5 protein-coding genes are annotated in these 7,160 nt (G+C 71.0%); 2 read left to right on the top strand and 3 right to left on the bottom strand.

Annotation, left to right across the window (positions count from 1 at the left end; all coding sequences use genetic code 11):
• Nucleotides 1-96 precede the first annotated feature (96 nt).
• Together ABTZ94_RS35200 and ABTZ94_RS35195 are read right to left on the bottom strand one after the other, a co-directional pair.
• On the bottom strand, nt 97-735 hold the full coding sequence (locus ABTZ94_RS35200; RefSeq protein ID WP_351207143.1) for a DJ-1/PfpI family protein: 639 nt from the start codon (nt 733-735) through the stop codon (nt 97-99).
• A gap of 18 nt (nt 736-753) precedes the next feature.
• Nucleotides 754-1,716: a GlxA family transcriptional regulator gene (locus tag ABTZ94_RS35195; protein ID WP_351207141.1), complete on the bottom strand. Its 963-nt coding sequence runs from the start codon at nt 1,714-1,716 to the stop codon at nt 754-756.
• Between the two features lie 134 nt (nt 1,717-1,850).
• On the opposite strand from ABTZ94_RS35195, the gene ABTZ94_RS35190 reads away from it, so the two are divergent.
• Together ABTZ94_RS35190 and ABTZ94_RS35185 are read left to right on the top strand one after the other, a co-directional pair.
• The gene (locus tag ABTZ94_RS35190; RefSeq protein ID WP_351207139.1) at nt 1,851-2,714 is read left to right on the top strand and encodes an SCO6745 family protein; all 864 of its coding nucleotides are present in this window, start codon (nt 1,851-1,853) and stop codon (nt 2,712-2,714) included.
• Nucleotides 2,715-2,847: 133 nt separating this feature from the next.
• A complete protein-coding gene (locus ABTZ94_RS35185; protein ID WP_351207137.1) occupies nt 2,848-5,259 on the top strand; it encodes a Tex family protein in 2,412 nt (803 codons plus the stop codon).
• Nucleotides 5,260-5,417: 158 nt separating this feature from the next.
• On the opposite strand, the gene ABTZ94_RS35180 is transcribed toward ABTZ94_RS35185, so the two are convergent.
• A complete protein-coding gene (locus ABTZ94_RS35180; protein ID WP_351207135.1) occupies nt 5,418-7,055 on the bottom strand; it encodes an ABC-F family ATP-binding cassette domain-containing protein in 1,638 nt (545 codons plus the stop codon).
• Nucleotides 7,056-7,160: the final 105 nt, after the last annotated feature.

The raw sequence follows: 7,160 nt of genomic DNA, 5'->3' as shown, positions 1-7,160 counted from the left end.
CCCCGTAGCGGCCCCCCCGGGGGGGGGGCCCGCCGCGTTTCTGGAGCGGCGCGCGCCGCGCTTCACCTGGACGACAGGGCCGTGACGCCCCCGTGGCTACTGGAGGATGAAGCGGCTCTTGGTGCGGAACTCCTCGACCAGTGCCGCCGGGGCCTTGGCTGGTGAGCCCGCGTCGTACGGCGGCTGCGGGTCGTACTCGCTCAGCAGCTGTACGGCCATGGCGTGCTCGTCGCCCGCGATCCGGCCGAGCAGGGTGAGCCCCATGTCGATGCCGGAGGAGACACCGGCGGCCGTGGCGTACTTGCCGTCGATGACGACGCGTTCGCTGGTCGGCTCCGCACCGAACGTCTTCAGGGCGTCCAGGGCGAGCCAGTGCGATGTGGCGCGCCGTCCCTTCAGCAGGCCGGCCGCGGCAAGCAGCAGCGAGCCGGTGCAGACGGAGGTCGTCCAGGTGCTGGTGGCATCGGCCGCGCGCAGCCAACCGAGCAGCGTCTCGTTCTCCATCTGAGCGCTCTGGCCGGGGCCGCCGGGAACGATCACCACATCCGGCGCGGGTACGTCGTCGAGGGTCTTGTCGGCGACGAGCGCGAGGCTGCCGCTGTTGTCGTTGCGCACGGGGCCGGTGCGCTCGGCGACGAAGACGGTCTCGGCGCCGGGGATGCGGGAGAGGATTTCGTAGGGTCCGACGGCGTCGAGTGCCGTGAAGCGGTCGAAGAGGACGATGGCGATCTGCATGGTGTTCCTTTCGCTCGGTCAGTCAATGACGGGTTGGGGTCGGAAGCGTCGGCGGTATTCGGCGGGTGCCGTGCCGAGGGCCTTGATGAACGCGCGGCGCATGGCCTCCGGGGTGCCGTAGCCGCAGACGCGCGAGATGCCGGTGACGCTGTCGGTGGTGTCCTCCAGCAGCCGACGGGCGTGTTCGAGGCGTACACGGTCGACGTATCGCCCCGGTGTGAGGCCCGTCTCGGCCTGGAAGGCGCGGGCGAAGTGCCGGGGCGAGAGGCGGGCGCGGGCGGCGAGCGTGTCGACCGAGAGGTCGTCGCCGGGGTGCTCGGTGATCCAGTGCTGGACTTCGCGCAGCGGTTCGCGCCGGGCGGTCTGGGCGGTGAGCTGGGCGCTGAACTGGGCCTGGTTGCCGGGTCTGCGCAGAAAGACCACCAGGTGGCGGGCGATGGTGAGCGCGATGTCCCGGCCGTGGTCCTCCTCGACGAGCGCGAGGGCGAGGTCGATGCCGGCGGTGACTCCGGCGGAGGTGGCCAGCCTGCCGTCGCGTACGAAGATCGGATCCGGGTCGACCTCGACGGCCGGGTGGCTGCGGGCGAGGTGGTCGCAGACCGTCCAGTGCGTGGTCACCCGGTGCCCGTCCAGCAGTCCGGCCGCGGCGAGCAGCAGCGCCCCTGTACAGACGGAGACGAGCCGTTCGGCGTGCGGGGCGTGGTCCCGCAGCCAGTCGACGAGTGCCGTGTCGGGGGTACAGGTGCCCTGGCCGCCCGGGACGAGGAGGGTGTGCGGCGGTTCGGCGTCGGCAAGGCTGCTGTCCGGGACGAGGGTCAGGCCGCTGCTGGTCCGGACCGGGGCGCCGTCGAGGGTGGCGGTGTGCAGTTCGTACGCGGCCCCGGGGAAGTGGGAGGCCCCGGCGAAGACCTCCACCGGACCGGTCACATCGAGGCTCTGAACGCCGTCGAAGAGGACGACGAGTACGGATCGCTGCGTCATGACTGCCATCCTGGGCAGCCTGGAGCGTGGCCGCAATGACGAAATGCCCACCTTTTCTGCCGTGTCGGAGTCCGCACCCATGGGGCGTCACCCGGGGGTTACCAGGCGTAACGGTCAGTCGGTAACGTGCTCGCATGAGTAATCTGCCGCCGCACGCCGGACGCCGCTGCCACAACGCCATCAACCCGTTGCACTCGACGGTCTACTTCTCCCCCGACCTCGGCAAGGAGTTCGGGGAACTCGGCATCGACGATCCGAACGCCACCTACATCGCGTCGCGGGCGGCGGCGCTGGGCGCCGTCGGCCCCGGCACGGTCACCGCGACCTTCTACAACTTCAACCACGATCTCGTCGCCCGGCATCTGCCCGCCGTGTGGTCCGTCGTATCGCCGCAGGCGGCCTTGGAGGCCCGGTTGCGCGCCGCCGACTCCACGCTGCGCCGACTGCTGGGCGAGGAGATCATCGCCTCGCCCGACATGGCCGAGGTGGCCGCGCTGGCGCTGCGCGCCGCCGAGGCGTGCACCCGACACGCCCGGCCGCTCTACGCCGCACACGCCGATCTAACGGTGCCCGAGCAGCCGCACCTGGCCTACTGGCACGCCGGGACGCTCCTGCGCGAGCACCGCGGCGACGGGCATCTCGCGGCTCTCGTCGCGGCCGGTCTCGACCCGGTGGAGGCCCTGGTCAGCCACACGGCGACCGGCAAGGGGATGAACCCGAACTGGATTCTCGCCACCCGTGGCTGGCACCGCAGCGACTGGGACGCGGCGGTCGAACGGCTGCGCGGGCGTGGACTCCTGGACGGCGAGGGTGAGTTGACGGAGGCGGGCGTCGCGCTGCGGGCGGATCTGGAGGAGGCCACGGACCGGATGGACCGGGCCCCGTACGAGCATCTGGGCGCGGAGGGTGTGGAACGGCTGACCGAACTGGCGCGCGGGTTCCTGTTCACGGCCGCCTCGGCGGGCGCCTTCCCGGAGGACCTGATGGGCAAGGGCTGAGCACACCGGCCCGCGGTCGACTGGGGTGGCCGGGCGACACGGCGCCCGGCCACCCGGCACAATGCAGGCGAGGGGCCCCGCCCCGGTAAGCACAGCCAGTACAGCCAGTACGAGAAGGCGAGTCGGTAGAACCGTGACGACGTCCATCGAAGGCAGGATCGCCGAGGAGCTCGGCGTACGCGAGCGGCAGGTGAAGGCGGCCGTCGAGCTGCTCGACGGCGGGTCGACCGTGCCGTTCATCGCGCGCTATCGCAAGGAAGCGACCGAGATGCTCGACGACGCGCAGCTGCGCACGCTCGAGGAGCGGCTGCGCTACTTGCGGGAGCTGGAGGACCGCCGTACGGCGATCCTCGACTCGGTACGCGAGCAGGGCAAGCTGGACGAGGCGCTGGAGGCGCAGATCCGGGCCGCCGATACCAAGGCGCGCCTTGAGGACATCTATCTGCCGTTCAAGCCCAAGCGGCGCACGAAGGCGCAGATTGCCAGGGAGGCGGGGCTCGAACCGCTCGCCGACGGACTGCTCGGCGACCCGTCGGTGGAGCCACTCGCCGCTGCCGCCGCCTTCGTCGCCGCCGACAAGGGCGTCGCGGACGGCGCGGCCGCGCTGGAGGGGGCCCGCGCCATCCTCACCGAGCGATTCTCGGAGGACGCCGATCTGATCGGTGAGCTGCGTGAGCGTATGTGGTCGCGCGGGCGGCTGGCCGCCAGGGTGCGGGACGGCAAGGAGGAGCCGGGGGCGAAGTTCGCCGACTACTTCGACTTCGCGGAGCCGTTCACCGCGCTGCCCTCGCACCGGGTGCTCGCGATGCTGCGGGGCGAGAAGGAGGACGTGCTCGACCTGGTCCTGGAGCCGGAGGAGCCCTCCGAGGCGCCCGGCCCTTCGACGTACGAGAACATGGTCGCCCGGCGCTTCGGAGTCGGCGACCGCGGCCGTCCCGGCGACAAGTGGCTCGGCGACACCGTGCGCTGGGCCTGGCGGACCCGGATCCTGGTGCACCTCGGTATCGATCTGCGGCTGCGGCTGCGTACGGCGGCGGAGGACGAGGCGGTACGCGTCTTCGCGTCGAACCTGCGCGATCTGCTGCTTGCCGCGCCGGCCGGGACGCGCGCCACGCTGGGGCTCGACCCCGGCTTCCGTACGGGTGTGAAGGTTGCCGTCGTCGACGCGACCGGCAAGGTCGTCGCGACGGATGTCATCCACCCGCACGTCCCGGCGAACAAGTGGGAGCAGTCGCTGGCCAGACTGGAGCAGCTGGCGAAGACCCACGACGTCGACCTGATCGCGATCGGCAACGGTACGGCGTCCCGCGAGACCGACAAGCTCGCCGGTGAACTCATTGACAAGCACCCCGAGTTGAAGCTCACCAAGGTGATGGTGTCGGAGGCGGGCGCATCGGTGTACTCGGCCTCGGCCTTCGCCTCGCAGGAACTCCCCGACATGGACGTGTCGTTGCGCGGTGCCGTCTCGATCGCGCGACGCCTGCAGGACCCCCTCGCAGAGCTGGTGAAGATCGACCCGAAGTCGATCGGTGTCGGCCAGTACCAGCACGACCTGTCCGAGGTGAAGCTGTCGCGCTCGCTGGACGCGGTCGTCGAGGACTGTGTGAACGGTGTCGGTGTCGACGTCAACACCGCGTCGGCGCCGCTGCTTTCACGGGTCTCGGGAATCGGCTCGGGACTCGCCGAGAACATCGTCGCGCACCGCGATGCGAACGGGCCCTTCCGGTCGCGCAAGGCGCTCAAGGATGTGGCGCGGCTGGGCCCGAAGGCGTACGAGCAGTGCGCGGGCTTCCTGCGCATCCGGGGCGACGATCCGCTGGACGCGTCGAGCGTGCACCCGGAGGCATACCCGGTGGTGCGGGCGATGGTGAAGCGGACAGGCAGTGACGTCGCCTCGCTGATCGGCAACACGAGTGTGCTGCGGTCACTGCGGGCCGACGACTTCGTGGACGAGAAGTTCGGCCTGCCGACCGTCACCGACATCCTGAAGGAGCTGGAGAAGCCGGGGCGTGACCCGCGTCCCGCGTTCAAGACGGCCACCTTCAAGGAGGGCGTCGAGAAGATCGGTGATCTGGCGTCCGGGATGGTGCTGGAGGGCGTCGTGACGAATGTCGCGGCGTTCGGTGCGTTCGTGGACATCGGTGTGCATCAGGACGGCCTGGTGCATGTGTCGGCGATGTCGCACACCTTTGTGAAGGACCCGCGGGATGTCGTGAAGCCGGGCGACATCGTGAAGGTCAAGGTCATGGATGTCGACATTCCGCGGAAGCGGATCTCGTTGACGCTGCGGCTGGACGACGAGGCGTCGACGGGAGCGGGGAGCCAGGGCGGCGGGCCCAGGCGTGAGCGGGGCGAGCGGGGCGGCCAGGGTGGCCGGCCGCCGCAGCAGCGGCAGCGGCAGGGCGGTCAGGACCGTGACCGGCGCGGTGGCGGTGCCGGCGGCGGCTCTGCTCGTCCGGCACCGGCGCCCGTGAACAGTGCGATGGCGGATGCGTTGCGGCGGGCCGGGCTGGCGGATCCGAAGCAGGGCGGCAAGAGGGGCTGACGTCGGGGCGGGGTGGGGTGGGGTCCGCTGCGCGGGCCGCCCCCTCCCCATCCCTTCCCGGAACCGGGACTCCGCCCTGGACCCCGCTCCTCGAACGCCGAAGGGGCTCAAGAGATGTCCTCCAGCGCCGGCCGGGCTGGAGATGCCTGAGGGGCCCCTCACATCTCCTTCACCTTGCCGTCCACCACCTCGACGCGCCGCGTCGTCCGTACCGCCTCCAGCATCCGGCGGTCGTGCGTGACCAGCAGCAGCGTTCCCGTGTACGACTCCAGCGCCGATTCCAGCTGCTCGATCGCGGGCAGGTCGAGGTGGTTCGTCGGCTCGTCCAGGACGAGGAGGTTGACGCCCCTGCCCTGGAGCAGGGCGAGTGCCGCCCTGGTGCGTTCGCCCGGTGAGAGTGTCGTCGCGGGACGCATCACATGGTCCGCGCGCAGGCCGAACTTGGCGAGCAGCGTGCGGACTTCGGCCGGTTCGGTGTCGGGGACGGCCGCGCAGAACGCCTCCAGGAGCGACTCCGAGCCGTGGAACAGCTTGCGCGCCTGGTCGACCTCGCCGACCACCACGCCCGAGCCGAGCGTCGCGTGCCCGGCATCCAGGGGGAGGCGGCCCAGGAGTGCGGCGAGGAGGGTGGACTTGCCCGCTCCGTTGGCGCCGGTGATGGCGACCCGGTCCGCCCAGTCGATCTGCAGGGATGCCGGGCCGAAGCCGAAGTCGCCGCGTACGACCTGCGCTTCGCGCAACGTTGCCACGACCGAGCCGGAGCGAGGTGCGGCGGCGATCTCCATCCGCAGTTCCCACTCCTTGCGCGGCTCGTCCACGACCTCGAGCCGGTCGATCATGCGCTGGGTCTGCCGGGCCTTCGCGGCCTGCTTCTCGCTCGACTCGCTGCGGAACTTGCGGCCGGCCTTGTCGTTGTCGGTGGCCTTGCGGCGGGCGTTCTTGACGCCCTTGTCCATCCAGCCGCGCTGCATCTGCGCGCGGCCTTCGAGGGCGGAGCGCTTGTCGGCGTACTCCTCGAACTCTTCACGGGCATGCCTGCTAGCCCGCTCGCGCTCCTCCAGATAGGCCGCGTATCCGCCGCCGTACAGGTTGATCTGCTGCTGGGCCAGGTCCAGTTCGAGGACCTTGGTGACCGTACGCATCAGGAATTCGCGGTCGTGGCTGATGACGACCGTGCCTGCGCGCAGCCCGGAGACGTAGCGCTCCAGCCGCTCCAGGCCGTCCAGGTCGAGGTCGTTGGTGGGCTCGTCGAGCAGGAAGACGTCGTAGCGGGAGAGCAGGAGGGAAGCCAGGCCCGCGCGGGCTGCCTGGCCTCCGGAGAGTGCGGTCATCGGCAGGTCGAGGCCGACGGTCAGTCCGAGGTCGGCGGCGACCTCCTCGGCGCGCTCGTCCAGGTCCGCACCGCCGAGAGCCAGCCAGCGTTCCAGTGTCTCGGAGTACGCGTCGTCCGCGCCCGGCGCCCCGTCGACGAGGGCCTGCGTCGCGGCGTCCATCGCGGTCTGGGCATCGGCGACGCCGGTGCGGCGGCCCAGGAACTGCCGCACGGTCTCCTGCGGACGCCGCTCCGGTTCCTGAGGGAGGTGGCCGACAGTGGCGGTGGGCGGGGAGAGCCGCAGCTCGCCCTCCTCCGGCCTGTCGAGTCCGGCGAGCAGCCGGAGCAGGGACGATTTACCGGCGCCGTTGACTCCGACGAGACCGATCACATCACCGGGCGCGACAACGAGGTCGAGTCCGGCGAAGAGTGTGCGGTCGCCGTGTCCGGCGGCGAGGTCTTTGGCGACGAGAGTGGCAGTCATCAGGGTGTCGATCCTAATCGGCGACCGGGGAGGCCGGAGCAGCCCGCCCGGTCACGGTTCGCAGAGCGGGTGCGGGCGCGGGTGGCGGGGTTGGGTGGACCGGAC

This window comes from Streptomyces sp. NPDC002785, assembly GCF_040295565.1.
Classification (GTDB): Bacteria; Actinomycetota; Actinomycetes; order Streptomycetales; family Streptomycetaceae; genus Streptomyces.
This window is presented reverse-complemented; position numbering and strand designations above follow the sequence as displayed.

What these genes read in the sequence shown, in the direction of transcription:
- ABTZ94_RS35200 (WP_351207143.1), bottom strand. Translation starts at nt 735, where the DNA reads ATGCAGATCGCCATCGTCCTCTTCGACCGCTTCACGGCACTCGACGCC.
- ABTZ94_RS35195 (WP_351207141.1), bottom strand. Translation starts at nt 1,716, where the DNA reads ATGACGCAGCGATCCGTACTCGTCGTCCTCTTCGACGGCGTTCAGAGC.
- ABTZ94_RS35190 (WP_351207139.1), top strand. Translation starts at nt 1,851, where the DNA reads ATGAGTAATCTGCCGCCGCACGCCGGACGCCGCTGCCACAACGCCATC.
- ABTZ94_RS35180 (WP_351207135.1), bottom strand. Translation starts at nt 7,055, where the DNA reads ATGACTGCCACTCTCGTCGCCAAAGACCTCGCCGCCGGACACGGCGAC.